20 protein-coding genes and 1 pseudogene are annotated in these 24,437 nt (G+C 73.8%); 14 read left to right on the top strand and 7 right to left on the bottom strand.

What is annotated here, in order from left to right; genetic code table 11:
- Positions 1–4 precede the first annotated feature (4 nt).
- The 4 genes from IE142_RS13250 to IE142_RS13235 all read left to right on the top strand — a co-directional run bounded on the left by IE142_RS13250 (position 5) and on the right by IE142_RS13235 (position 5,867).
- Positions 5–2,050 (top strand): beta-galactosidase, encoded by a 2,046-nt coding sequence (locus tag IE142_RS13250; RefSeq protein ID WP_191885938.1) that lies wholly within the window; start codon positions 5–7, stop codon positions 2,048–2,050.
- A gap of 133 nt (positions 2,051–2,183) precedes the next feature.
- Positions 2,184–4,235: an RICIN domain-containing protein gene (locus IE142_RS13245; RefSeq protein ID WP_191885937.1), complete on the top strand. Its 2,052-nt coding sequence runs from the start codon at positions 2,184–2,186 to the stop codon at positions 4,233–4,235.
- A gap of 85 nt (positions 4,236–4,320) precedes the next feature.
- Positions 4,321–4,962 (top strand): sugar O-acetyltransferase, encoded by a 642-nt coding sequence (locus IE142_RS13240; RefSeq protein WP_191885936.1) that lies wholly within the window; start codon positions 4,321–4,323, stop codon positions 4,960–4,962.
- A 113-nt stretch (positions 4,963–5,075) separates the two neighbouring features.
- Positions 5,076–5,867: an SAM-dependent methyltransferase gene (locus tag IE142_RS13235; RefSeq protein WP_191885935.1), complete on the top strand. Its 792-nt coding sequence runs from the start codon at positions 5,076–5,078 to the stop codon at positions 5,865–5,867.
- A gap of 29 nt (positions 5,868–5,896) precedes the next feature.
- On the opposite strand, the gene IE142_RS13230 is transcribed toward IE142_RS13235, so the two are convergent.
- Positions 5,897–6,082, bottom strand: coding sequence for a hypothetical protein (locus IE142_RS13230; protein WP_043376345.1), 186 nt, complete (start codon positions 6,080–6,082; stop codon positions 5,897–5,899).
- 157 nt (positions 6,083–6,239) lie between these two features.
- Between IE142_RS13230 and IE142_RS13225 the strand changes: the two genes are divergently transcribed.
- The 7 genes and pseudogenes from IE142_RS13225 to IE142_RS13195 form a co-directional block, all read left to right on the top strand.
- Positions 6,240–7,418 (top strand): spore photoproduct lyase family protein, encoded by a 1,179-nt coding sequence (locus tag IE142_RS13225; RefSeq protein WP_043376343.1) that lies wholly within the window; start codon positions 6,240–6,242, stop codon positions 7,416–7,418.
- 102 nt (positions 7,419–7,520) lie between these two features.
- Positions 7,521–8,084 (top strand): MSMEG_1061 family FMN-dependent PPOX-type flavoprotein, encoded by a 564-nt coding sequence (locus IE142_RS13220; RefSeq protein ID WP_229830430.1) that lies wholly within the window; start codon positions 7,521–7,523, stop codon positions 8,082–8,084.
- A gap of 102 nt (positions 8,085–8,186) precedes the next feature.
- A complete protein-coding gene (locus tag IE142_RS13215; protein ID WP_191885933.1) occupies positions 8,187–9,047 on the top strand; it encodes an ABC transporter ATP-binding protein in 861 nt (286 codons plus the stop codon).
- Positions 9,044–10,027, top strand: a complete 984-nt coding sequence (locus IE142_RS13210) for an ABC transporter substrate-binding protein (protein ID WP_191885932.1) — start codon at positions 9,044–9,046, stop codon at positions 10,025–10,027. Before IE142_RS13215 ends, IE142_RS13210 begins: the two co-directional genes overlap by 4 nt.
- A 7-nt stretch (positions 10,028–10,034) precedes the next feature.
- Positions 10,035–12,104 (top strand): iron ABC transporter permease, encoded by a 2,070-nt coding sequence (locus tag IE142_RS13205; protein ID WP_191885931.1) that lies wholly within the window; start codon positions 10,035–10,037, stop codon positions 12,102–12,104.
- A gap of 160 nt (positions 12,105–12,264) precedes the next feature.
- Positions 12,265–13,608, top strand: a complete 1,344-nt coding sequence (locus tag IE142_RS13200; protein ID WP_191885930.1) for a lipase family protein — start codon at positions 12,265–12,267, stop codon at positions 13,606–13,608.
- 85 nt (positions 13,609–13,693) lie between these two features.
- Positions 13,694–14,442, top strand: a pseudogene (locus IE142_RS13195) (MFS transporter); the annotation flags it as partial.
- Here IE142_RS13195 and IE142_RS13190 read toward each other — a convergent pair.
- The 5 genes from IE142_RS13190 to crtI all read right to left on the bottom strand — a co-directional run bounded on the left by IE142_RS13190 (position 14,387) and on the right by crtI (position 19,461).
- On the bottom strand, positions 14,387–15,337 hold the full coding sequence (locus IE142_RS13190) for a DMT family transporter (RefSeq protein WP_229830428.1): 951 nt from the start codon (positions 15,335–15,337) through the stop codon (positions 14,387–14,389). The pseudogene IE142_RS13195 and the gene IE142_RS13190 overlap by 56 nt on opposite strands.
- Positions 15,338–15,420: 83 nt before the next feature.
- Complete coding sequence (locus tag IE142_RS13185; RefSeq protein ID WP_191885929.1) at positions 15,421–15,912, bottom strand: MSMEG_6728 family protein; 492 nt, start codon at positions 15,910–15,912, stop codon at positions 15,421–15,423.
- A 17-nt stretch (positions 15,913–15,929) separates the two neighbouring features.
- Positions 15,930–16,952 (bottom strand): Rieske (2Fe-2S) protein, encoded by a 1,023-nt coding sequence (locus IE142_RS13180; protein WP_191885928.1) that lies wholly within the window; start codon positions 16,950–16,952, stop codon positions 15,930–15,932.
- On the bottom strand, positions 16,949–17,947 hold the full coding sequence (locus IE142_RS13175; RefSeq protein WP_191885927.1) for a phytoene/squalene synthase family protein: 999 nt from the start codon (positions 17,945–17,947) through the stop codon (positions 16,949–16,951). The genes IE142_RS13180 and IE142_RS13175 overlap by 4 nt, the downstream gene beginning before the upstream one ends.
- The gene (gene crtI, locus IE142_RS13170) at positions 17,944–19,461 is read right to left on the bottom strand and encodes a phytoene desaturase family protein (protein ID WP_191885926.1); all 1,518 of its coding nucleotides are present in this window, start codon (positions 19,459–19,461) and stop codon (positions 17,944–17,946) included. The genes IE142_RS13175 and crtI overlap by 4 nt, the downstream gene beginning before the upstream one ends.
- Positions 19,462–19,954: 493 nt before the next feature.
- On the opposite strand from crtI, the gene IE142_RS13165 reads away from it, so the two are divergent.
- Genes IE142_RS13165 through IE142_RS13155 form a run of 3 tightly spaced genes read left to right on the top strand, consistent with a single transcriptional unit; the run spans position 19,955 to position 23,483 of the window.
- Complete coding sequence (locus IE142_RS13165; protein WP_191885925.1) at positions 19,955–21,157, top strand: lycopene cyclase family protein; 1,203 nt, start codon at positions 19,955–19,957, stop codon at positions 21,155–21,157.
- A 41-nt stretch (positions 21,158–21,198) separates the two neighbouring features.
- On the top strand, positions 21,199–21,930 hold the full coding sequence (locus IE142_RS13160; RefSeq protein ID WP_191885924.1) for a class I SAM-dependent methyltransferase: 732 nt from the start codon (positions 21,199–21,201) through the stop codon (positions 21,928–21,930).
- Positions 21,927–23,483, top strand: a complete 1,557-nt coding sequence (locus IE142_RS13155; protein ID WP_191885923.1) for an FAD-dependent oxidoreductase — start codon at positions 21,927–21,929, stop codon at positions 23,481–23,483. The genes IE142_RS13160 and IE142_RS13155 overlap by 4 nt, the downstream gene beginning before the upstream one ends.
- A 70-nt stretch (positions 23,484–23,553) precedes the next feature.
- On the opposite strand, the gene IE142_RS13150 is transcribed toward IE142_RS13155, so the two are convergent.
- A complete protein-coding gene (locus IE142_RS13150; protein WP_191885922.1) occupies positions 23,554–24,435 on the bottom strand; it encodes a short-chain dehydrogenase/reductase in 882 nt (293 codons plus the stop codon).
- Between the last annotated feature and the right edge of the window lie 2 nt (positions 24,436–24,437).

Below are 24,437 nucleotides of genomic sequence, written 5' to 3'. Positions count from 1 at the left end.
CGCCATGATCTCCACCCTCCTGTCCCGCCTTCGCCGCGGGCCGGACGGCGCGCCCGCCCCCCGTCTCGCCTTCGGCGCCGACTACAACCCCGAGCAGTGGCCCAGGGAGGTGTGGGAGGAGGACGTGCGGCTGATGCGCCAGGCCGGCGTCAACGTCGTCTCCGTGGGCATCTTCTCCTGGGCCCGCCTCCAGCCGGGCCCGGACGCCTGGGACTTCGGCTGGCTCGACGACGTCATGGACCTGCTGCACCACAACGGCGTGGGCGTCGACCTGGCCACCGCCACCGCCTCTCCCCCGCCGTGGCTGAGCGCCGCGCACCCGGAGATCCTTCCGGTCACCGACCGCGGGGAGACCCTGTGGCCGGGAGCCCGCCAGCACTGGCGCCCGACCTCACCGGTCTTCCGCGAGCACGCCCTGCGCCTGGTCCGCGAGCTGGCGACCCGCTACGCCGGCCACCCGGCCCTGGTCGCCTGGCACGTCAACAACGAACTGGGCTGCCACAACGTCTACGACTACTCCGACGACGCGGCGCGCGCCTTCCGGGTCTGGCTGCGCGGGCGGTACGCCACCCTGGACGCCCTCAACCACGCCTGGGGCACGGCGTTCTGGTCGCAGCGCTACAGCGACTGGGAGCAGATCCTGCCGCCGCGGCTGGCCGCCTCCCACCCGAACCCGACGCAGCAGCTCGACTTCAAGCGCTTCTCGTCGGACGCCCTCAAGGACCACCTGCGCGCGGAGCGCGAGATCCTGCGTGAACTCACGCCCGACGTCCCCGTCACCACCAACTTCATGGTGATGCCCGGCACCAAAGGCATGAACTACGCGGACTGGGCCGCCGAGGTGGACTTCGTCGCCAACGACCACTACGTGGTGCCGAGCCCCCGGGACCGCGACGAGCTGTCGTTCTCGGCGAACCTCACCAGCGGCATCGCGGGCGGCCGGCCCTGGTTCCTGATGGAGCACTCCACCAGCGCCGTGAACTGGCAGCCCGTCAACCTCGCCAAGAAGCCGGGCGAGCTGGCCCGGGACTCGCTGACGCACGTAGCGCACGGCGCCGACGCGGTCTGCTTCTTCCAGTGGCGTCAGTCGGCGGCGGGCGCCGAGAAGTACCACTCTGCGATGGTCCCGCACGCCGGCGCGGACAGCGACCTGTTCCGCGCGGTCACCGCGCTGGGCGACACGCTGAAGACGCTGGCGCCGGTCGCCGGTGCCGAGCGGGAGCCCGCCGAGGTCGGCATCCTCTTCGACTGGGAGTCGTGGTGGGCGAGCGAGCAGGACTCGCACCCCACCTCGCTGCTCGACTACCACCGGGAGGCACTGGACTGGTACTCGGCACTGCTCACCCTCGGCATCCGCGCCGACGTGGTCCCCACCGGTGCCGACCTGAGCCGTCACCGGGTGGTGATCGCGCCCGTGCTGCACCTGGTGCCGGCCGAGCTGGCCAAGGACCTCACCCGGTACGCGGAGCAGGGCGGGCACCTGGTCACCACGTACTTCTCCGGCATCGTCGACGAGAACGACCACGTGTGGCTCGGCGGCTACCCGGGCGCCCTGCGGGACCTGCTCGGCATCCGCATCGAGGAGTTCGGCCCGCTGGCCGCCGGTGAGACGGTGGAGCTGGACGGCGCGGGCACCGGCGGTCTGTGGACCGACCGGATCTCCGTGACCGCGCCGGAGACCGAGGTCCTGGCCCACTACCGCAGCGGGGTCCACGCGGGCCGTCCGGCCGTCACCCGGCGCCCGACGGGCCGCGGATCGGCCGCCTACGTCTCCACCCGGCTCGGCGCCGAGGGGCTCGCGTCCCTGCTGCCGGGGCTGCTGGAGCCGGCCGGCGTGACGAGCGACCTGCCCGCCGAGGCGCGCGGCCGGGTCGAGGCCACCGTGCGCCGCGGCCCGGGCGGACGGTTCCTGTTCCTGGTCAACCGGACCGACGAGACCGTGACCGTCCCGGGGCTCACCGGAGAGGTCCTGGTGGGCGACACCGGCGAGGAGGACGCCGTGGTCCTCGCGGGTCGAGGCGTCGCCGTCCTGCGCACGCCCACCGACTGAGGGCGTACCACCCCCGCGACCACCCCCTCTTCTCCCCGGAGCGGCACGCGTCCGCTCCGGGGCCGTCCCCGCTGCCCCGAGCCGGGCGGCAGGGGCCACCGCAGCGTCCACACCCTCCAGTTGGGAGCACACGATGGCACGCCGTACCCGCAGCAGACGCCTCCTCACGGGCGCCGTCCTGACCGCACTGGCCACGGGCGCCGGCCTGATCGGCGTACCCGCCCAGGCCGGACCGGTCTCCGCCACCGCCTCCGCCGCCGCCTCCGTCACCGTGCGGCCGGACCCGTCTTACCAGCAGGAGGAGTTCGAGGGGTGGGGCACCAGCCTGGTCTGGTTCGCCAACGCCACCGGTGACTACCCGCCCGAGATCCGCGAGCGGCTGGCCCGGCTCCTCTTCGACGACGAGGGTCTGGGTCTGAACATCGCCCGCTACAACATCGGCGGCGGCAACGCGCCGGACGTCGAGGACTACCTGCGCGCCGGGGGCGCCGTCGAGGGCTGGTGGAAGGCCCCCGCCGACACCACCCGCGAGGACACCGACTGGTGGAGCGCCGACGACCCGGCCGACTGGAACGAGGACGCCGACGCCCCCCAGCGCTGGTGGGTGGAGCGGATCAAGGACGACATCGACCACTGGGAGACGTTCAGCAACTCCCCGCCCTGGTTCATGACCGTCAGCGGTTACGTCTCCGGCGGTTTCGACTCCTCCGCCGACCAGCTGAAGACCGAGTCGGTCGACGACTTCGCCGCCTATCTGGCGGGTGCGACGAAACGGCTGGAGCAGGCCGAGGGCATCGAGGTCGACACCGTCGACCCGTTCAACGAGCCAAACACGCCCTACTGGGGAACGCGGCTGGGCGCGGACGGCGAACCCGTCGGCGGCCGGCAGGAGGGGGCCCACATGGGTCCCGAGCTCCAGCGCCGGGTCCTCCAGGCCCTCGCCCCCGCGCTGAAGACGGCGAAGGTCGAAGCCGACATCTCGGCGATGGACGAGACCAACCCCGGTACCTTCGCGCGGAACTGGAGCGCCTACTCCTCCGCCGACCGCGCCCTCGTCGACCAGATGAACGTCCACACCTACGGCACCGGACAGCGCACCACCGTGCGGGACCTCGCCAAGGCGGCGGACAAGCCGCTGTGGATGAGCGAGGTCGGCGGCGACTGGGGCGACGGCCAGGACTTCGAGGACATGCGGCCCGGCCTCGGCCTCGCCCAGCACATCGTCGACGACCTGCGCGAACTGGAGCCCCGTGCCTGGGTGTTCTGGCAGCCCGTCGAGGACTACGACAACATGAAGCCCGGCGGCGAGTCCGACAAGGGCGGCAACTGGGGCAGCATACAGATCCCGTTCGACTGCACCGCCGAGGACACACTCGAGACCTGCCCGATCCGGACCAACACCAAGTTCGACACCGCCCGCAACTTCACCCACTTCATCAAGCCCGGCGACCGGCTGATCAAAACCGACGACACCTCCAGCGCCGCCGCCGTCACCCGCGACGGCAAGGGCGCCTCACTCGTCCACGTCAACCGCGCCACCGAGGCCCGCACGGTCACCATCGACCTGTCGAAGTTCCGCGACGTCAGCCGCAGGGCCACCGTCACCCCGGTCGTGACCAGCGCGGACGGCAAGCTGGAGAAGCGGTCCCCGATCAGGGTGAGCGACCGCGCGGCCACCTTCACCGTGCCCGCACAGTCCGTGACCTCCTTCGAGATCAAGGGCGTCTCGGGCGTCGCCAAGGACGCCCACCTGCTCCGCAAGGGCCACAGCTACACGCTGACCGGCGTGCAGAGCGGCAAGGCCGTCACCGTGGCGGACGACGGCAGGAGCCTGGTCCTCGGCGCGGGAGACGGCACGAGCGCCCGGCAGTGGCGGCTGAGCGCGGTGCGTCACGACGCCGGCGTCCGCGACCGCTACGTCTTCACGAACCCGCAGGACGGCACACGGCTGGCCGTGCGGAACGACGTCCCGGTCGCCGAACCCGACACCGGCAGGCGTGACAGGGCCACCGAGTGGATCATGTCGACCACCGGTGACGGCACCTGGACCCTGGTCAACGCCGCCACCGGCCGCCTGCTCGAAGTCGGCGGCCAGGCGACGCACGAGGGGGCGGCCGTCACCACCTGGCCACCGAACTCCGGCGCGAACCAGCGCTGGTCGGTGACCGACGTGTCCGCCGGCTGATCCCTGCCGCCGGTAGGGCCCCGTACGCACGGCCACCGGGAGTGCGGACGGGGCCCCGGCCCCCGTACGAACAGAAGGAGACGGCATGACCACCGATCCCCGCGAACTCGACGTACGCCGCAGGATGGCGGCGCACGAGCTGTACGCGGACGGCGCGCCCGGTCTGGAGGGCCTGGCGGAGGAGCGGACGCGGGGCAAGGAGCTGGCCGACGCCTACAACCGCACCGGCGCCCGCGACGAGGAGGGCCGCCGGGCGCTGTTGAAGGAACTGTTCGCCTCCCTCGGCACGGGCGTGTGGATCGAGCCGCCGCTGCACGTGGCGTACGGCAACCGGGTGCACCTGGGCGACGACGTGTACGCCAACTTCGGGCTCACGCTCGTCGACGACGTCGAGGTCTTCGTCGGGGACCGGGTGATGTTCGCCCCGCACGTGACCGTCAGCACCACCGGGCATCCCGTCCACCCGGACCTGCGCCGGGACGGCACGCAGTTCTCGGCGCCGGTGCGCATCGAGGACGACGTGTGGGTCGGGTCGGGCGCCCAGATCATGCCCGGGATCACCATCGGCCGGGGCTCGGTGATCGGCGCGGGCAGCGTCGTCACGGCGCACGTGCCGCCCATGGTGGTGGTCGCTGGGTCCCCGGCACGAATGATCCGCGAGATCACCGACGCCGACCGGGAGTGGTCGTACCGTCCACCGCGCACCGTTCGCCGGGGCGCCGCCTGACCCGGGAGGGATCCTCAACTTCCGCTGTCGTCGGGGCACATGGCGCCTCCGCACAGAGCAGTACGATGATCGAAATCGCGGCGAGCGTCACCTCCCGGACCACGGAGCCTGCCATGACGACGGACCATCCCCAGCTCCCTCGGATCGACACCGGCCGGGCCCACCCGGCGCGGGTCTACGACTGGCTGCTGGGCGGCAAGGACAACTACCCGGTCGACGAGGCGGTGGGCGAGACGCTGCCTCCCGAGGCGCGGGACGCGGCACGCCAGAACCGCGCGTTCATGAACCGCGCGGTGGCGCACCTCGCCGCCCGGGGCGTCGACCAGTTCCTGGACATCGGCACGGGCATCCCCACCGAGCCCAACCTCCACCAGATCGTCCAGCGGACGGTGCCGGCGGCCAGGGTCGTCTACGCGGACAACGACCCGATCGTCCTGAGGCACGCGGAGGCGCTGCTGGTCAGCAGTCCCGAGGGGGCCACGGACTACATCCAGGCCGATGTGCGCGAGCCGGACGAGATCGTGCGGCACGCCCGCGAGATCCTGGACTTCGACCGGCCGGTGGCGTTGTCGCTGATCGCCCTGATGCACTTCGTCCCGGACGAGCAGGACGCCCACGGCATCGTGCGCGAAATGGTCGAGACCCTGCCCTCGGGCAGTCACCTGGTCCTCTCGCACGCCGCGATCGACCTCTTCCCCGAGCTGGCGGAGCTGGTGATCGCCCAGTACGCCAAGGGCGGCATCCGGCTCGGCTTCCGTACGCGGGCGGAGGTGGCCCGCTTCTTCGACGGGCTGGAACTGCTGCCGCCGGGCCTGGTCACGGCCACCGAGTGGTACGGCGAGGGCCAGGAGCCGCCCGCGCCGGAGGAGAGCGGCATCTACGCGGGCGTGGCGCGCATCCCCTGACGGGGGCGAGGGGGCGGGGGGGCGGGGGCTCAGCGGCGACGGCCGCGCGCCGCCCAGCCACTGCCGATGCCGGCGACGTGCAGGGCCAGCAGGGCGAGGCCGATGAGCATGACGTTGGTAGAGGTGAAGATGTCGTTGGTCGAGATCTCCGCCGCGTTGATCAGCCAGGCGAGGAGGAACAGAACCGCCGCGATGATGGCGAGCACGGTGTACATCCCTTCGATCGGGGGCACCGGGGCGGTGCCGTGCCTCGCGTATGCCCCCGACGGGAGCCGTGACACGGCCGAAAGGGCGCGCGCTCCGTACAGTGGAAGGACGAGGACCGCGGCACCGCCGCCCGGTCCCTGCCCGTCCCCTCGCCCGGGAGCCCTCATGCGCGACCCGTCCACCGCACCGGACGACGGCTCCGGCACCCTGTTCGGCCTCGACGCCCTGACGCCCGGCCCGTCGGCGGCCCCGCCCGCCGGGCCGCTCTTCCGGGACTCCCCCGCTGCGCGCCGCCTGCTGCCCGTCCGGGAGATTCACGCCGAACCGGCGGCGGCCGCGTCCGCGCGCGGCCGGCAGGTCCTCGCCCGGTTCCCCGACGCCCGTGTCGTCGAGGTGGACTCCCACTGGCGCATCCCCGGCCTGCACGGCAACGAGGGCAATGTGGAGCGCTGGGTGCGGATCAAGGGTGAGACGCTGGTGCTGGGCGAGAAGAAGACGCTGACCACCCGTCCCAACGGCCGGTCGGCGGACTGGATCGCACCGGGCGCCTCCAACGGGTGCGCGATGGCCTGCGCCTACTGCTACGTACCCCGGCGCAAGGGGTACGCCAACCCCGTCACCGTCTTCACCAACATCGACCGGATCATCGCCCACCTCGGACGGCACATCGCCCGGCAGGGCCCCAAGCCGGAGCCGAACCAGTGCGACCCCGAGGCCTGGGTGTACGACGTCGGCGAGAACGGCGACTGCTCGGTGGACGCCCTGATCTGCGACAACACCGCCGACCTGGTGCACGCCTTCCGGCAGTGGCCGACGGCCAAGGCGTCCTTCGCCACCAAGTTCGTCAATCCCGACCTGCTCGCCCTCGATCCTCGCGGCCGCACCCGCGTCCGCTTCTCGCTGATGCCGCCGGACGACTCCCGGCTGCTGGACGTGCGCACCTCGCCGGTCGCCGAGCGCATCGCCGCGGCGGCCGACTTCCTGGACGCCGGGTACGAGGTGCACTTCAACCTCTCCCCCGTGGTCGTGCGGCCGGGCTGGGAGGAGGCCTGGACGGAACTGCTCCGGCACCTCGACGACGTGCTGCCGGACCGGGTCAAGCGGCAGGCCGCCGCCGAGGTGATCATGCTGACGCACAACCGGGAGCTGCACGAGGTCAACCTGGGCTGGCATCCGCGCGCCGAGGAAGTCCTGTGGCGGCCGGACCTCCAGCAGGCCAAGCGCTCCGAGAACGGCGCGCTGAACGTGCGCTACCGGGTCGGCGTCAAGGCCGACGCGGTGGCGCGGGTCCGGGCGCTGGTGGCAGCGCACGCGCCCTGGCTGCGCATCCGGTACGCCTTCTGACGGTGCCCTCGGAGGTGAAGCCAGTACCCGATAATGTTGCGCGTGCAACTACCCGCCGGGAGCAGCACACCCTTCCGGCCCGCACGGACCCGGGAGCCGGCCTTGCCACACACCATCGACACGGCCGGGGGCCGGCCGGACACCACCGGTGAAGAGGGCTGGTCGGAACTCGGCTCCCACGCCGAGCTGCGCGAACGGCTCGGCGAGCCCTGGCCCGTCGTCATCGACAAGGTGCACGAGCGGCTCACCGACGACGACCTCAGCATCCTGGCCCGCTCCCCCTTCTGCCTGCTGGCCACCTCCGACGCCCGGGGCAACTGCGACGTCTCACCGCGCGGCGACGCCCCCGGCTTCACCCACGTGCTCGACCCCGCCACCGTCGTCGTGCCGGACCGGCCGGGGAACCGGCGGGGGGACAGCTTCCACAACATCCTCGACAACCCGCACGCCGGGCTGCTCTACCTGGTCCCCGGCGGCAAGCAGGTACTGCGGGTCAACGGCCGGGCCCGCGTCCTCACCGACGCGCCCTTCTTCGACGCGATGACGCGAGACGGTCTGCGTCCGGATCTGGCGCTCCTCCTGAAGATCGACGAGATCTATCTCCACTGCCCGCAGTCCCTGAACCGGGCGGGCCTGTGGAAGCCCAATTCGTGGCAGGCGAGTTGAGACCGCAGTCGAGCACGGGGCAAGAGGCGGGCGCGTTCGGCTCCTGCGCCGTGTGACCCCCGCCTCTATCAGCGCTTCTTAGGTTAGGCTAACCTTCGCCACGTGAGATCCGGTGAAGACACAACCGACAGCCCACGCCTGCGCGGACACGAACTGTCGGCCACGGACGTGACCGTGGCCTACGACGGTGTCGATGTCGTGCACGGCGCGGCCGTCAGGCTCAGGCCCGGTGAAGTGACCGTCCTGGTGGGTCCCAACGGCAGCGGGAAGTCGACGCTGCTGCGGACCGTCGCCCGGTTGCAGCGGGCCCGCAGTGCCACGCTCAGCATCGACGGCGACACGGACGGCCTCGCCCTGACGTCCCGTGAGTTCTCGCGGTACGTCGCCCTGCTGACGCAGGGTCGCCCGACGCCGGGCGGGCTGACCGTGCGGGACGTCGTCGACTTCGGCCGGTACCCGTACCGGGGACGCTGGGGCCGCCCCGATCCGGAGGGCCCGGCCGCCGTGGACCGGGCGCTCGCGCTCACCGGCGTCGACGCCCTGGCCGACCGCGGCGCCGATCACCTGTCGGGCGGGCAGTTGCAGCGGGTCTGGCTGGCGAGCTGCCTCGCCCAGGAGACCGGCGTACTGCTCCTGGACGAACCCACCACCTATCTCGACCTGCGCTACCAGGTGGAACTGCTCGACCTCATCCGTGACCTGGCCGACGACCACGGCATCGCCGTCGGCGTCGTCCTGCACGACCTCGACCAGGCGGCGGCCGTCGCCGACCGGATCACGCTTCTCGAAGCGGGCCGGATCGTCGCCGACGGGCTGCCCGAGGACGTACTGACGCCGGAACGCCTGAGTGCCGTCTACGGCATCCGGATCGACGTCGACACCGACCCCCTCACCGGCCGGCTGCGCACCCGCCCGATCGGCCGCCACCACATACGAACCGAAAGGCTCGGCACCACCTCATGAGACGCCTCCTGCTCACCGCGGCCGCCGCCACCGCCGCGGCGCTCACCCTTGCCGCCTGCGGCACCACCGAACCCGCCGCCGACAAGTCCGAGAAGAAGGCCTCCGAGGCCATCACGCTCAAGGACGGCAAGGGCGCCGAGGTGAAGCTCGACGGCCCGGCCACCAAGGTCGTCGCCACCGAGTGGAACGTGGTGGAGAGCCTCCTCGCCCTCGGTATCCAGCCGGCGGGTGTCGCGGACGTCAAGGGCTACAGGACGTGGAACAAAGCATTTCCGCTGACGGGTGACCCCAAGGACATCGGCACCCGCGGCGAGCCGAGCATGGACACCGTCGCCTCCCTCGCCCCCGACCTCATCGTCGCCACCACGGACCTGCCGCCGGCGGCCGTGAAGCAGATGCGCGAGGTCGCCCCGGTGCTGGAGGTGAAGTCCACGGACGACGCCGACCAGATCGGCCAGATGCTGAAGAACGTCGACCTCATCGCCAAGGCCACCGGTACCGAGGACAAGGCCGAGGCCGTCCGCGAGGGCTTCGAGGCGAAGGTCGCCGAGGGCAAGAAGGCCCTGGCCGACGCCGGGATAACCGGCGAGGAGATCGCCTTCGCCGACGGCTACGTGACCTCCAACCAGGTCTCGATCCGTCCCTACACCGCCACCTCGCTCCTCGGTGAGGTCAACGAGGCGATCGGCCTGGCAAACGCCTGGAAGGTGAAGGGCGACGAGGCCTACGGTCTCGGCGCCACCGACGTCGAGGGCCTGACCGCCCTGCCGAAGGACGTCCAGTTCGCCTACATCGCCAACGACGAGGACAAGAACAGCACCCCGTTCACCGGTGCCCTCACCAAGAACTCGGTGTGGAAGTCCCTGCCGTTCGTCGTAGCCGGCGACGTCCACCGGCTCGACGACGGGATCTGGATGTTCGGTGGCCCCGGATCGATGGAGGCGTACATCGACTCCGTCGTCGGCGCACTGACGAAGTAGCGAGGTCATGGCCGTCACCGCAACCGAACCCGCTGCCCGTCCCTCGACGGCTCCCACGCCCCGGTCGGGTGCGGCCGCGGTGACGGCCGGACTCGTCCTGCTCGTCGCCGTCCTCGCCGTCGTCGACGTCACCCAGGGCACCGCCGCCGTCGGCCCCTCCGAGGTGTGGCGGGCCCTCACCGGGCGGGCCCACGCGGGCGACTCCTCCGTCGTCGTCGCCTCCCGCCTCCCCCGGATGACCGCGGGCCTGCTGGTCGGCGCCGTGCTCGGCATGGCCGGCGCCGTGCTCCAGGCGGTCAGCCGCAACGTGCTGGCCTCACCCGACACCCTGGCCGTGAACGCGGGTTCCTACCTGGCGCTCGGGCTGGTCGGCGCCACCGGCCTCTCCCTGCCGATGGTCGCCTCCTCAGGCGTCGCCTTCCTCGGCGGCCTGGCGGCCGCGGCCGTCGTGCTCGGTCTGTCCGGGCTCGGCACGGGCACCGTCCGGCTGGTGCTCGCGGGCACGGCGCTGATGCTGGGCCTGCACTCCATGACCGAGGGCCTGCTGCTGCTCTTCCCCGAGCAGACCGAGGGCCTCTACCAGTGGAACCAGGGCAGCATCGGCCAGAACGGCTTCGACGGCGTCCTGCAGATGCTGCCCATCGCGATCGTCGGGCTCGTCGGGCTGCTGCTGACGGCCCGCCGGGTGGACGCGCTCGCCCTCGGCGACGACGCCGCACGCGGGCTGGGCGTCCCGGTCCGGGCCACCCGGGTCACGGTCGTCGTCCTGGCGGCGCTGCTGTCGGCCGCCGCGGTCACGCTCGCCGGGCCGATCGGCTTCGTCGGCCTGTGCGCCCCCGCCCTGGTCCGCCCGCTTGCGCGGCGTTTCCGCGGCTACGCGCGTTCCAGTGCCGTCCTGCCCGCGGCGGCGCTGACCGGCGCGGCCCTGGTCCTCGGCTCGGACGTGCTGCTGCGGACGCTCGTCGCCGACGACCTCTCGGTTGCCGTCCCCACGGGCGTCGTGACCAGCCTGGTCGGTGCCGTGTTCCTGGTCGTGATGGCGCTGCGGCTGCGGGACACCGCCGGGGCCGGGGCTCCCGACCGGCTGCGCACCCCGAGCCGTGCGGTCTTCCTGGTCACCGTGGCCGTGCTGGTCGTCGTCCTGGTCGGTCTGGTGATCGCCGCCGTGCTGGTGGGCGACAGCAAGCTGCTGCTCGGTGACGTGGTCAACTGGGCGCAGGGGCGGGCCGGGCGGACCGTGTCCTTCGTCCTGGACACGCGGGTGCCGCGGGTGCTCGCCGCGCTCGGCGCGGGTGCGGCGCTCGCCCTGGCCGGCACGCTGGTGCAGGCCGTGACCCGCAACCCGCTCGCGGAACCGAGCGTCCTGGGCGTCACCGGCGGTGGCGCGCTGGGTGCCGTGATCCTGGTGACCACCGCGCCCGTCGCCGGTACCTGGGGCGTCGCCGGTGCGGCGTTCGCCGGGTCGGCGATCACCGCGGTCGTGGTCTTCGGGCTCGCCGCCCGGGGCGGCTTCCAGCAGAACCGGCTGGTCCTCGTCGGCATCGGCGTGGCCTCCGGGTCGGCGGCGCTGATCAGCCTGCTGATCGTGGTCACCGATCCGTTCAACGCCACCAAGGCCCTGACCTGGCTGTCGGGTTCGACCTACGGACGGACCATGCCGGACGTGGTGCCGGTCGCGCTGGCGCTGGCCGTCGGCATCGGTGTAGCGGTCGCCCGGCGCACCGAGCTGGACCTGGTCTCGCTGGACGAGGACACCCCGCGGCTGCTCGGCCTGCGGCTGGCGCCGGGGCGCCTCGGGTTCCTGGTGCTGAGCGTCGTACTGAGCTCGACGGCCGTGGCGTGCGCGGGCACCATCGGGTTCGTCGGGCTCGTCGCCCCGCACGCTGCCCGCGCTCTCGTGGGCCGTCGGCACGTGCGGGTGGTGCCGGTCGCGCTCCTCCTCGGCGCGACGCTGGTGTGCGCGGCCGACCTGATCGGCCGCACGGTGATCGCGCCGGCCCAGCTCGGCGCGGGGCTCATGACGGCGGTCATCGGCACACCGTACTTCCTGTACCTGCTGGTGCGCAGCCGCCGGTAGCCGAGCGCTGTTGGACAGTACGTCAAGTTACTGAACCGTAATGAGCATGGCGCTACCCACGGTAACCCCTCTCCGGTTACGGTCCCCGAGCAGCGCGGCCACGGCCCTCTCCCAGCGGACCGCGGACGACCGGTTCCGGCCCTTCCCCAGGAGGTTCGCCATGCCCCCACGTCCACGCACGCTCGCCGCGGCGATCGCCGTCGCACTCGCCCTCGGCGCACAGGCCGTCCCGGCCGCCGCCGACGACGGAAGGTCAGCCGGTCCGGCCACCGCCACGGAGGTCTCCCGCGGCATCGAGATCCCCGCCTTCTACACCCCGCCGGCCACCCTGCCCGAGGCCGACGGCGCGCTGATCCGGAGCGAGCCGCTGCGCCTGGCCCTGAGCCTGCCCAGCCTCGGCGGCCCGCTCCCGGGCCGGGCGACCCGGCTGATGTACAAGTCCACCGACGCGAACGGCGAACCGGTCGCCGTGACCGGCGCCTACATAGAACCGTCCGCCGAGTGGCGCGGCGACGGCCCCAGGCCGATGGTCGCCGTCGCCCCCGGCACCATGGGCCAGGGCGACCAGTGCGCCGCCTCGATGGCCCTGGAGCAGCCGTTGCGGTTCAACGGTGAGACGGTCTCGGTGGGTTACGAGGACCTGTCGGTGTACCGGCTGCTGCTGCGCGGTGTCGCCGTCGTCGTCACCGACTACGTCGGCCTCGGCGCCACCGACCGGCTGCACACTTACGTCAACCGTGTCGACGGCGCCCACGCCGTCCTCGACGCCGTACGCGCCGCCCGCTCGCTCGACTCGGCGTCGGTCACCTCCGCCTCCCGGGTCGGGCTGTTCGGGTACAGCCAGGGCGGCGGGGCGGCGGCCGCCGCGGCCGAGCTCCAGCCGTCCTACGCCCCGGACGTGCCCCTGGCGGGCACCTACGCCGGTGCTCCGCCCGCCGATCTGGTCGAGGTCACCGAGGCCATCGACGGCGGCGACCTCGCCGGCGCCCTGGGCTGGTCGCTCAACGGCTTCCTGCAGAGCGAGCCCGCGCTCCGGCCGATCGCCGACCGGTACATCAACCCGGCCGGTGAGGCAGCGCTCAGGGACCTGTCGACGATGTGCGTCGGCGACGCGCTCTTCGCCTACGGAGGCGACAGCAGCACCGTCTGGACGAAGACCGGTCAGTCGCTCGGCGACGTCATCCGGGCCGAGCCCGCGTTGCAGAACTTCCTCGCCGAACAGCGGATCGGCACGCTGAAGCCGGACAGCCCGGTCCGGGTGGCCACGGGTGTCAGCGACGACCTGGTCCCCCACGACCAGTCCCGGCAACTGGCCGTCGACTGGTGTCGCAAGGGCGCGAAGGTCACCTACGACCCCGTCCTGCTGCCGGGCGTCGGCAGCGGCCTGCTCAACCACTTCGCCCCGCTCCTCGCCGACCAGGGCAAGGCCATCTCCTGGCTCACCGACCGGCTCTCCGGCGAGCCGGCCCGCTCCAACTGCTGGAGCATGCCCGCCCAGCCCTGAGGAGTCGCGGCCGGTGTGCGGGGGGGGAGCGTCCCGCACAAACGCCCGGGACCGGGGGCCCAGGCTCCGACCCCGCCGGTGTGAACTCAACCCGGAGGAGTTCCCCGCCTTCCAGCTGCGACTCGACGAGCACGAGAAGGGCCTAGCGCAGGAGTCCGCGGGCAGCGAGTTCAAGACGATCCTCAAGGAGCACTGGCGCCCGCTGCTCATCTGCATGGGCCCGGTGCTGCTGTACAACGTCACCAACCGCATGGTCACCGGCTACCTGCACGAACCGGACGGAGACCCTGAACCGCTCCAGCGGCTTCGCCGACGTGCTGGTGCTGGTCGGCGTGGTGTGGATCGTGCTGCTGATCACCTTCCTCGGCAGGCTCAGCGACCATGTCGGCCACCGCCCGCTCCACGCCGGCGGGGCCGCCGCGATGGTCGTCCTCGCCGTACCGGCCTTCCTGCTCCTCAAGGCCGGCGGCACCTGGCAGCCGGTCGCCGGGGTCCTGCTCCTGTGCACCCTGCTGGCCTGCTTCGCCGCGCCGAGCGCCGCCACCCTGCCCGTGCTCTTCCCCACCGCCGTGCGCTACGCGGCCATGGGCATCGGCTCCTACTTCGCCGTCGCGGCCTTCGGCGGCGCCACACCGCTGTTCACCGAGGCCCGCCTACTACCTGATGGTGGCGGGTGTCATCGGCCTGGTGAACGTGCGGTTCCTGCCGGACAGCGCCCGGGTGCCGCTGCGCGGCTCGCAGCCCATGGTCGGCTACCGCCAGCAGCGGCGGGAGCTCATCACCACCTCGATGAACCTCTACAGCTTCTCCAAGAAGCGTCCCGAGACCCGCTGACGCCTCGTGGCACCCGGCCCCTGAAGCGGGGCGAGGCGCCCGACCCCACCACGACCCCGGCGCAGACCAAGGCGCTGCCCACGGCCTGCGCGGCGCCGTAGGAGCCGGTGCCGACGAGCGGGGCGGTGCAGGCGGCCGCGACCGGTATCAGGCCGGAGAAGAGGGTGGCGCGCTCGGCCCCGATCCGCTGCATGCCCATGTACCAGCACACGAACCCGACGACGGTGACCACCACCGCCTGCCACAGCAGGGCCCCGGCCTCGACCGCGTCCGGCCGCCGCAACCAGCCCGAGCCGTCGACCAGTGCTCCGGCCAGTGCCGACTCGGCCGCCGCGACACCGCACACCACGGTGGACAGCAGCCGGGGTCCCAGGGGCCGCAGTACGGGCACGGCGAGGACGGCGAAACCGACCTCGCCGATCAACGCGCACACGGAAAAGGCGATGCCCGCGCCGTCGGTGCGCCCCCAGCCCTGGACGGTGAAGGCGCCCACGGCCACGAAGAGCGCCGCGTACAGCACGACGCGTTGCGGCCGTCGGCCGTCCGACAGCGGGACGAGCACGGCGACCACCACCGGGGCGCAGCCCACGAAGACACCGGGGACCGCCGGTTCCGCGGTGCGTTCGGCGGCGAGGACGGCCAGGTTGAAGCCGACCATGCCGACGGCCGCGAGCAGTGCGAGCCGCAGCCACCTGCCCGCCCCGAGCGATCGCAGCCGGTCCGTCGCACCGGGACCGGCGAAAGGGACGAGCAGCAGGAAGGCCAGTGCGTAGCGCAGGAACTGGCCGCCCGCGTACGGGTAGTCGCCCAGCAGGCTGTTGGCGGTGAAGGAGCCTCCGACGAGGACACAGGCGAACGCGGCGAGCAGGGCCCCGCGCGTGGTCGTGGCGTTCATGGCCACGACGTTAGGAAGCACGGCGGTCCGTCACGGGGTCCACCGCACGAGTGCCATCGGGGACCAATCGGCCCGGCCGGCCCTCACACGACGTTCCCCGCCCCCTCCCCGCCCTCCCGGTCCGAGGCCGGCCACACGTAGGGCAGGTCGTCGGGGACACCGGGGAACAGCCCGGCATACGCCTCGGGGTCCTTGCGCACCAGCGCGGATCGGTGGCTGCGGTGGAAGGCCTCGTCACCGAGCCAGGGCGGCAGCTCCCCGGCGTCCGCCAGCTCCCCTTGGCCGCGCACCGGCTCGCCCGGACGGCACGCGGCGAGCCCGGCGACGAGTGAGGCGGCGCAGCTGTCCTGGTGCCCCTGCTCCCGCCAGACCCGGCAGATCTCCAGTCCGTACCGGACGAGTGCCTCCTCGTAGCCCGTCCACATCCGCACCGCCGGGTGCCGGCGCCAGCCGTACCCGGGCACGATCAGGCCGCGCAGCACCTGCAGCGCCTCGACCCGCTGCTTGCCCAGTCGGCGGCGGTCCAGGGTGAGTGCCGACTCCCGGAATCCGGGGTGGGGCAGGAAGGTCTGCATGCTGTCCTCCTTCCCCGTCAGCCGGGGAACCGGCCCGTGTCGCGCAGGTGCCTGCGGCGTTCGGCGTAGGCGAGATCGTCGCGCCACAGACGGCCGGCGGCGGCGCGCAACAGGGGACGCAGGGCCGGCGCCAGGCGGCGGGCCACGCGGAAGCCCGGCCGGTCCGAGGTGGCCAGCACCGCCTCGGTGACCGCGGTGCGCGACCGGCCGTGCCCGTCCGCGCCGAGTGGCGTGGCGTGGCTCTCCACCACGGACCCGGTGCCCTCGCCGTCGGTGATGCGCATGACGACGGTGCGGGGCCCGGGCGCGGTGAACTCGGCGCGTACGGGCACGACGAGCCGTCCGGCGAGCCGGAAGGACACGTCCACGACGAAGCGGTCGTCGTGCTCGCCGGCGTCCGGCCCCTCGCCGGGCGCCTCGACGACGGTGAGGTCCACGAAGGAGTACGGGTGGAACCAGGCACCGTGCCACGGGTCGAGCCGGTTGGCCACGACGTCCTCGGGGTCGCAGACGCCGACCCCTCGCCACACGGACGTCAGGGCCGTCGCCCGCGCCGGTCGACCGGGCACGACGGGAGCGGGCGTCGGGGTTTCCGTGCCCACGGCGTCCAGCCGTACCCACACCAGTACGCCGTCGTCGTGGACCGGCAGGGGCTCCCAGCCGGCGAACGGGGTACCGTCCAGGGCCAGTCCGTGCCAGTGGCACACGAGCGTGCCGCACCGCACCGGACTGTCGGCCAGCGGGGCGCCGAGGTGGGGGCAGACACCGGGGCCGCCCACCGGACGACCGTTCGCGTCCCGCCAGACGACGACCTCGACGCCGGCGACCGTGCCCGACAGCGGCCGGTCGGCCCGTACGCCGGTGCTGGCGCCCAGGACGTACCAGTTGCCCGAGGGGCGGGCCAGGGCGCGTTTGAGGGCTCCGGCGATGAGCGCGGGGCGGGCCTCACGCCAGGTCGGGCGCTGGTGCCGCCAGGGGACGGGGCGTCGGCGCAGCCGCAGGGGGTAGCGGCCCCGTCGGGGGCCATGGTTCTGCCTCATCCGCTCTCCTTCACGCAGTGGGCGTCGTGCCGGGGCGGCACCGGTGCCGCCCCGTGCGCGGCGGCTCCCCACCGGGCGGCCAGTACCCGGGCGAGCCCGTCGGCGGCGACGACGGCGCGCCGGCGGCGGGGCACCACCGCGCGCCGGTGCAGTACCGCGTACCCGCTCTCCGCGATCGAGTCGAGGATGCCGCGGTAGAGCACGTACGCGGTGCGGATGCAGGGCCGGGCCACCGGGTCCAGCATGGCGAGTCCGGGGGCGGCCTCGCGGTACACGGCGCGGGTGAGGTCCTCGGCGGCCCGCAGTGCGGCGGTGACGCGCCGGTCGGGGCGGCCGGTCCGCCTGCTCCACAGCAGCAGGTCCCGCTGGACGTCGTGCGCGGCCAGCAGGTCCGCCGGGAGGTAGATCCGGCCCCGGTCCAGGTCCTCGCCGACGTCCCGCAGGAAGTTGGTCAGCTGAAAGGCGACGCCGAGCGCGGCGGCGTGCGGAGCGGCCCGGTCTCGGGCGGTCACGGTGCCGAGGACGGGCAGCATCTGTAGGCCGATGACGGCGGCCGAGCCGTGCATGTAGGCCCGCAGGTCCGCGTAGGTGGCGTAGTCGGTGACCGTGAGGTCGCTGCGCATCGAGGCGATGAAGTCCGTGAAGTGCGCCGGGTCGATGGCGTACCGGGCCGCGGTGTCGGCCAGGGCGAGCACCACTGGTTCGCCGGTGGGGCGGGTGCCGGTCAGCGCCCGCCCCAACTGCTCCTCCAGCCGGGCGAGGGCGGCGGCGCGCTCGGCGGTCGTCGCCCCGGCCCCCATGTCGTCGACGATGTCGTCCGCCCACCGGGCGAACCCGTACAGGGCGTGCACGGCGGGTCTGCGGTCGGCGGGCAGCAGGCGGGTGGCCAGGAAGTAGGTGCGGCCGTGGCGGGCGTTGAGGTGCCGGCAGCGGGTGTAGGCGGCGCGCAGGGCAGGGTCGGTGACGCCCGCGGCGTCCAGTTCGCGGCGGGTCATCGCCGCCCGCCCTTCGCCGCCGTGCGGCGCCCGGGTGTTCCGGTGATGCGGGCGGCTGCCAGCTTCCCGGAGATCAGCACGGTCGGCACCCCGACCCCGGGGGTGGTCCCGCAGCCCGCGAGGACCGCGTTGTCGGTGCCGCGCACCAGGTTGCGGGGGCGGAAGGGCCCGGTCTGGGCGAAGGTGTGGGCGACGGAGAAGGGGGTGCCGGCGGCGTGGCCCTGGGCGGTCCAGTCGGCGGGGGTCACCAGGCATTCCTCCTCGATGGCGGCGGCGAGCCCGGCCAGTCCCCGGCCTTCGAGGGTGGCGAGCAGCCGGTCGCGGTAGCGGGGGGCGAGGTCGGCCCAGGCGCGGGCGTCCGGGCCGGTGTCGGTGTTGGGGCAGGGCGCGAGGACGTAGTGCAGGTGGCGGCCCTCGGGGGCCAGGGCGGGGTCGCTCGCGGTCGGGCGGGTGATCAGCAGGGAGGGGTCGGTCATCAGGGTGCCTGTCCTGGTCAGTTCCTCGAACGTGCGGTGCCAGGCGGTTCCGAAGGAGAGCGTGTGGTGGGCGAGGTGCGGCCAGGTGCGGGTGGTGCCCGCGTGCAGGACGACCGCGGAGGGGGCGTGCCGCAACGGGACCGGGCGGCGCGGGCGGCGGCCCAGCAGCCGGTGGGCGACGGGCAGGTCGGGGGTGAGGACGACGGCGTCGCACGGGATGCGTTCGTCGGCGGTGACGACCGCGGTGATCCGGGAGCCGGACCGTTCCAGCCGGGTGACCTCCCGCCCGAGGCGCAGGTCGGCTCCCGCCCTGGCCGCCGCGGCGGCCATGGCGCGGGGCAGGGCGTGCATGCCGCCGCGCGGGAAGTACACGCCGGCCACGGTGTCCATGTAGGCGATGACGGCGTAGGCGGCCAGGGCCCGGGCCGGTGCGACGCCTGCGTACAGCGCCTGGAAGGAGAAGACCCGCTTCAGCCGTTCGTCCGTCAGGAACCGTCCGATGCGCGCGTCCAACCGCCCGAAGCCGCCGAGGGCGGCCAGCCGGGCCAGGTCAGGGGTGAGCAAGCCGAGCGGCGAGTCGAAGTTGGCGTCGATGAACCGGCGCATCTGTACGGCGTGCAGCCGCGTCAGCCAGGTGCGCAGCCTCCGGTACCCGGCCGCCTCCCGGGCCCCGGCGAAGCGTTCGACCTCGGCCTCCATGGCGGCGGCGTCGGTGTGCACGTCGAGGGTGCCGCCGTCGGCGAAGCGGGCCCGGTAGGCGGGGTGCAGGGGCAGCAGTTCGACGTGGTCGGCCAGCCGGTCTCCGACGGCCGCGAACGCCTCGTCGGCCAGGTCGGGCATGGTGAGCACGGTGGGTCCGGTGTCGAGGCGGTAGCCGCCGAGCTCGCGACTTCCGGCCCGGCCACCGGGCAGCGCGTCGCGTTCGACGACGGTCACCCGCCGCCCGGAGCCCAGCAGGTGAAGGGCGGCGGAGAGGCCCGCCAGCCCCGCCCCGACGACCACGACGTGGTCGGTGCGGCCGGTCACCGCCCGCGTCATCGCGGGCTCCCGCCGCCCGCGGGAGCCCGGTCACGCGGCTGTTCCGCGCCGTCGTCGGCGGTGCTGGGAAGGCGCATCCCGGGTCCTCTCGTCGTCGGCTGCGGCGGGGAACGTGCCTGGTGCCGTCACTGGGGGTCCTTCGGCCGGACGGCGCGCCGCGGTAGCGGCGTGCGGGATCTTCCGTGGCCCGCCTAAGTGACTCGCCGTCATGCCTTTCCCCGTCGCTTCCGGCACGACGCCCTCCGCGCCCGATCACGCCCGGCAGTCACCCGGGCGGCGGGTACCCACCGCCCCGTCGGGTACCCGCCCCTGACCGTCCAGCGCGCCGTGCGCCCGCGGACGCACGGACGCGGAATACTCCGCCGGAGCCGAGCCGCCACCGCGCGCCCGCGTCCGGGCGCACCGGGCCCGAACACGCCCCGGGCGCCGTCGCCGGGTGCCGGGGCGGGACCGGCCTACGGACGAGGACGAAGACGAGAGGGAGGCGGCGGCCGTGGTGGACGCGGACATCGTCGTCGTCGGGGCCGGCGCGGCGGGTCTCTCCCTGACGCACCGGCTCGTTGCCGACACGTCGCACGACGGGGCGCCCTCGGTGGTGCTGGTCGACGCCCCGCCCGGACCGCTGCGGCCACCGCGCCGCACCTGGTGCTTCTGGGAGACGGGCCCCGGCCGCTACGACGCGGCGGCGACGGCGTCGTGGGAGTGGCTGCGGGTGCGCGGCCGGAACGGGGCGGTCGTGCGGCGACACATCGCGCCGGCGCGCTACAAGATGATCCGTTCGGACGACTTCGAGGCACTGGTGGGGCGGGACCTCGTGGACCGGCCGGGGCTGCGGCGTCTGGAGGGCACCGTCGGCGCGCCGACCACGCTGCATGACGGGACCGTCCGCGTCCCGGCCACGGACACCGACGGGACGCTGATCGACCTGCGCGCCCGCTGGGTCTTCGACTCCCGCCCGCCCGGACGTCTGCCGCCCGCCCGTTCCCTGCTCCTCCAGCACTTCCGCGGCTGGTTCGTCCGCGCCGAACGGCCGGTCTTCGACCCGTCGGTGGTCGATCTGATGGACTTCCGCACCGGGCAGCCGGGGCGCGGCCTGTCCTTCGGTTACGTCCTGCCGACCGGGCGGCACACCGCGCTGGTCGAGTACACCGAGTTCGGGCCGGCTCCGCTGCCCTCCGAGGCGTACGACCGGGCCCTGGAGGACTACACGCGCCGGGTCCTGCGCACCGGTGACGTGGAGGTCCTGTCCACGGAGCAGGGGGTGATCCCGATGACCGACGCCGTCTTCGAGCGGCGGGTGGGGGGCTCCGGCTCCGTCTTCCGGATCGGGGGTGCGGGCGGGGCGACGCGCGCGTCCACCGGTTACACGTTCGCCGCCGTGCAGCGGCAGTGCGACGCCGTCGCCCGTGCCGTGCTCGCGGGCCGCCGCCCGGAGCCGCCGCCCCCGCACCGGGCGCGGGCCCGGCTGATGGACGCGGTGCTGCTGCGGGCGCTGGACACCGGCCGGGTGGACGGGCCGGACCTGTTCTTCCGGCTCTTCGAGCGCGTACCCGCCGGGCGACTGCTGCGCTTCCTCGACGGACGGTCCCGGCTGTTCGAGGACCTCGCGGTCGGGGTGCGCACTCCCGTGCTGCCGATGCTGCGGACGGCGGCCGAACTGCCGTGGCTGCCGCGCCGCCCCTTGTCCTTCCGCTGACCACGTCCGTCGATAGATGCCGAGAGATCCGGGAGCGCCACATGTCCTTGCTGCGCGACACCGCGCTGGCCGACGCCTTCGACCACGGTTCCGGCCGCTACGACCGTCTGGTCTCGCTCAACCCGGGCTACCACGCCCAGTTGCGCCGCTCCGCCCGCCGGCTCGGTCTCCCGGACGGCGGCGCCGGCCGTCGTGTGCTGGACCTCGGCTGCGGTACGGGCGCTTCGACCGCGGCGCTGGCCGCGGCCTTCCCCGTCGCGGAGATCGTCGGGGTCGACGCCTCCGCGGGCATGCTGGAGCGGGCCCGGGCCAAGCACTGGCCGTCGGGGGTGCGTTTCGTGCACGCCCCCGCGGAGGAACTGCGACGTGCCGGGGTGCACGGCCCGTTCGACGCGGTCCTCGCCGCCTACCTCTTCCGGAACCTCACCGATCCCGACACCGTCCTGCGCACGGTGCGCGGGCTGCTGGTGCCCGGCGGCAGACTGGCGGTCCACGAGTACGCGCTCGGCGGGCGGCGCGCGGACCGGCTGATGTGGGACGCGGTGTGCCGGGGGGTCATCCTGCCGCTCGGCACGGTTACGGGCGATCGAACGCTGTACCGGCACCTGTGGCGCAGCGTCGCGGAGTTCGACACGGTGCCCGCCTTCGGCGCGCGGCTGGGCCGGGCCGGGTTCGAGGACGTGCGGGTACTGCCGCTGCCCGGCTGGCAGACGGGCATCACCCACACCTTCGTCGGCCGCCGGGCCGCCGGGGAGACGGACGGTGCGCGGTGAGCCGGCGCGGCGGGGCGCGGCCCCCGGGCCGGGACCGGCGGGCGTGGGCCGTGCCGCCCCGGCCGGGGCGGGAGCGGGTGGGTGGTGATCCGCCGTCCGTGGCGGTGGTCGGCGGGGGCATCGCTGGGCTGGCGGCGGCGACCGTCCTGGCGGAGCGCGGGGTGCGGGTGGTGCTGCACGAACGCGAGCCCGTGCTGGGCGGACGGGTCTCCGGATGGCCGATCACCCTGCCCGACGGCACGCCCGCCACGATGAGCCGTGGCTTCCACGCCTTCTTCCGCCAGTACTACAACCTGCGGGGCCTGCTGCGCCGCTGCGATCCGGCCCTGGGCATGCTGACGGGACTGCCGGACTACCCGCTGCAGCACCGCAGCGGACTGCGCGACGGGTTCCGCCGGGTGCCGCGCACTCCCCCGCTGAGCGCTCTCGGCTTCGTCGCGCTGAGCCCCAGCTTCGGGCTGCGCGACCTGCTGGCCATGCGGCCCGCCGCGGCCTTTCCCCTCCTGGACGTGAGCACGCGCGGCGTCCACGAACGTCTGGACGACGTCAGCGCCCACGACTTCCTCGACGCTCTGGGCTTCCCCGCCGCCGCCCGGCACCTGGCCTTCGAGGTGTTCTCCCGCAGCTTCTTCGCCGACCCGCGGGAACTGTCGGCTGCGGAGATGGCGCTGATGTTCCACATCTACTTCCTCGGCTCCAGCGAGGGGCTGCTGTTCGACGTCCCGCGCGAGCCGTTCCCCGAGGCCCTGTGGGATCCGCTGGCCGGGCACCTGACGCGGCTCGGGACCGAGGTGCGCACGGACACGCCCGTACGGTCCGTGCGGCCCGGGCCGTCCGGCGGTCACCTGGTGGTCGACGACGCCGGTGCCCGGCCGTACGACGCCGTGGTGCTCGCCCTGGACACCGGCGGTCTGCGCGGGCTGGTGGACCGCTCGCCGGGGTTGCGCGACACCGCCTGGCGGGACCGGGTGGCGCGGCTGCGGAACGCCCCGCCGTTCCTGGTGTCCCGGCTGTGGCTGGACCGTCCGGTCGCGTCCGGCCGACCCGGTTTCCTCGGCACCAGCGGCTACGGCTCGCTGGACAACGTCAGCGTGCTCTGCCGGTGGGACGGCGAGGCGGCCCGCTGGGCGGCGCGCACCGGCGGATCCGTCGTCGAGCTCCACGCCTACGCCGTGCCGGCCACGGCCGTCCGGGAGGTCGAGGAGAAGCGCGTCGTCGACCAGTTGCACCAGGTGTATCCCGAGACCCGTCAGGCGCGCGTCCTGGCCGCCCGGCACGAGTGGCGGGACGACTGCCCGTTGTTCCCCGTCGGCGGCTACCGCGACCGTCCGACGGTGCGCACCCCCGACCCGTCCGTCGTGGTCGCCGGGGACCTGGTCCGTACGGGCCTGCCCGTGGCCCTGATGGAACGCGCCGCCACCTCCGGGTTCCTCGCGGCCAACGCCCTGCTGGAACGGTGGGGGGTACGCGGCGAGACGCTGTGGACGGTGCCCGACCGGGGCCGGTCGGCGCTGCTGCGGACCCTGGCACGACGGTACGGGCCGCCGCACTGACACCCGCGGCACGCACGACGCGGGCACCTGGTGCCGTACGAGCCGAAGCACTCGCGGTTCCGTGCGGCGGCTAGGCCCCCCTGCCCTCCGCCTCCTGGTCCGCCCGCCCGCCCGCACCGAGCGGACCGGTCTGATCCATGGCCCCCTCGCTCTCCAACCGGGGCAGGTGGCGCCGGGCGACCCGCATGACCACGGGCGGCAGTGCCGCACGCCCCGCCTGGGCCAAACGCAGCCTGCGGGGCACGTACACGGCGGTGCGGCGGCGTTCCACGGCGCGGACCACCCGGTCGGCGACCGCGTCGGCGGGGAGGACACCGCGGACCGGAGCCGGCAGGTGCGCGCGCAGTTCGGGCAGGACCGCGTACCGGTCCGCGTCGCGGATCATGTCGGTGTCTATCCAGTTGAGGTAGGCGATGCCCACGGCGATTCCGTGGTGGGCGGTCTCGGCACGCAGCGCGTGGGTGAACGCCTCCACGCCCGCCTTCGAGGCGCAGTAGGCGCTCATCATGGGCGCGGCGCCCAGGGTGGCCAGCGAGGCGATCTGCAGGTGGTAACCGGCGGTGCGGCGCAGGTCCGGGAGGAAGGCGCGGGCCGTGTGCGCGCTGCCGGTCAGGTTGACCTCGACGACGCGGCGCCACTCGGCCGGGTCCGACGTGGCGAACGGTCCGGCCAGCGCGATGCCTGCGTTCGCGACGACGGCCGACGGCGGTCCGAGGCGCCTGCGCACCTCACGGGCCGCCTCGTCCAGCGCGGCGGGATCGGTGACGTCGGCCTCGACGGCGAGCGCCGGGCTCGGCAGGGCCGCCGCCAGGGCGTCCAGGAGCGGCTTCTCGTGGCCGAGCAGGGCGAGCCGGGCGCCCCGCAGGGCGCAGGCGTGGGCGAGGGCGGCGCCCAGTCCGCGTGCGGCGCCGGTCACCACGACGGTGCGGTCGCGCAGGGGAGAGTCCGTCACCG

Origin of the sequence: Streptomyces mutabilis, from assembly GCF_014649815.1 — a bacterium.
Classification (GTDB): Bacteria; Actinomycetota; Actinomycetes; order Streptomycetales; family Streptomycetaceae; genus Streptomyces; species Streptomyces mutabilis.
This window is presented reverse-complemented; position numbering and strand designations above follow the sequence as displayed.